This window comes from Streptomyces sp. NTH33, from assembly GCF_003236365.1.
Lineage (GTDB): Bacteria > Actinomycetota > Actinomycetes > Streptomycetales > Streptomycetaceae > Streptomyces.
The window spans coordinates 1-728 of the sequence record NZ_POTZ01001038.1 but is presented as its reverse complement, the minus strand read 5'-3'; the positions used below and the strand labels follow the sequence as shown (position 1 = coordinate 728).

Annotated in this window: 1 protein-coding gene and 1 pseudogene; both read left to right on the top strand. The window is 75.5% G+C overall.

What is annotated here, in order from left to right:
* Nucleotides 1–192 (top strand): annotated as a pseudogene (locus tag C1I97_RS42365) (hypothetical protein); the annotation flags it as partial.
* Nucleotides 174–728 (top strand): glycosyltransferase family 2 protein (locus tag C1I97_RS38320; RefSeq protein ID WP_181447121.1); only part of this gene is annotated, 555 nt, incomplete at its 3' end. The pseudogene C1I97_RS42365 and the gene C1I97_RS38320, both read left to right, overlap by 19 nt.

Below are 728 nucleotides of genomic sequence, written 5' to 3'. Positions count from 1 at the left end.
GCCCTGTGGCACGGCCCCCAGGGCGACCCGCACGGCCGCCACCCCGACCCCGCGCTGCTGGACATCAGCACGGGCGAGGTCCTGAACGCCCTCGACGCGCTCCCCGAGCCGTCGAGCCGGCCGAGGCCGACCCGCTCATGGAACGGCACAGGGAACGGCACATGGAGCGACTCATGGAACGCTCACCCGTAGGCGTCGTCATCGCCACCCGCAACCGCTCCGCCGGGCTCGCCGTCACCCTCCGGCACCTGCTCGCCCTGCCCGAGCGGCCGGAGATCGTCGTGGCCGACAACGCCTCCACCGACGGCACCCGCACCATGCTCGCCCGCGGCTTCCCCCAAGTCCGCCTACTGGCCCTGCCGTTCAACCGCGGCGCCCTCGCCCGCACACACGGCGTCCGCGCCCTGCGCACCCCCTACGTGGCCTTCAGCGACGACGACTCCTGGTGGGCGCCCGGCGCACTCGCCGAGGCCGCCCGCCTCTTCGACGCCCACCCCCGGCTCGGCCTGCTCGCCGCCCGCACGCTCGTGGGCCCCGGGCAGGAACCGGACCCGCTCGACGAGGTGCTCGCCGACTCCCCGCTCGGCCCCGCCACCGACCTGCCCGGCACCCAGGTCCTCGGCTTCCTCGCCTGCGCCTCCGTCACCCGCCGCACCGCCTACCTCGACGCCGGCGGCTTCCACCCGCTGCTGTTCTTCGGCGCCGAGGAGACCCTGCTCGCCTACGAC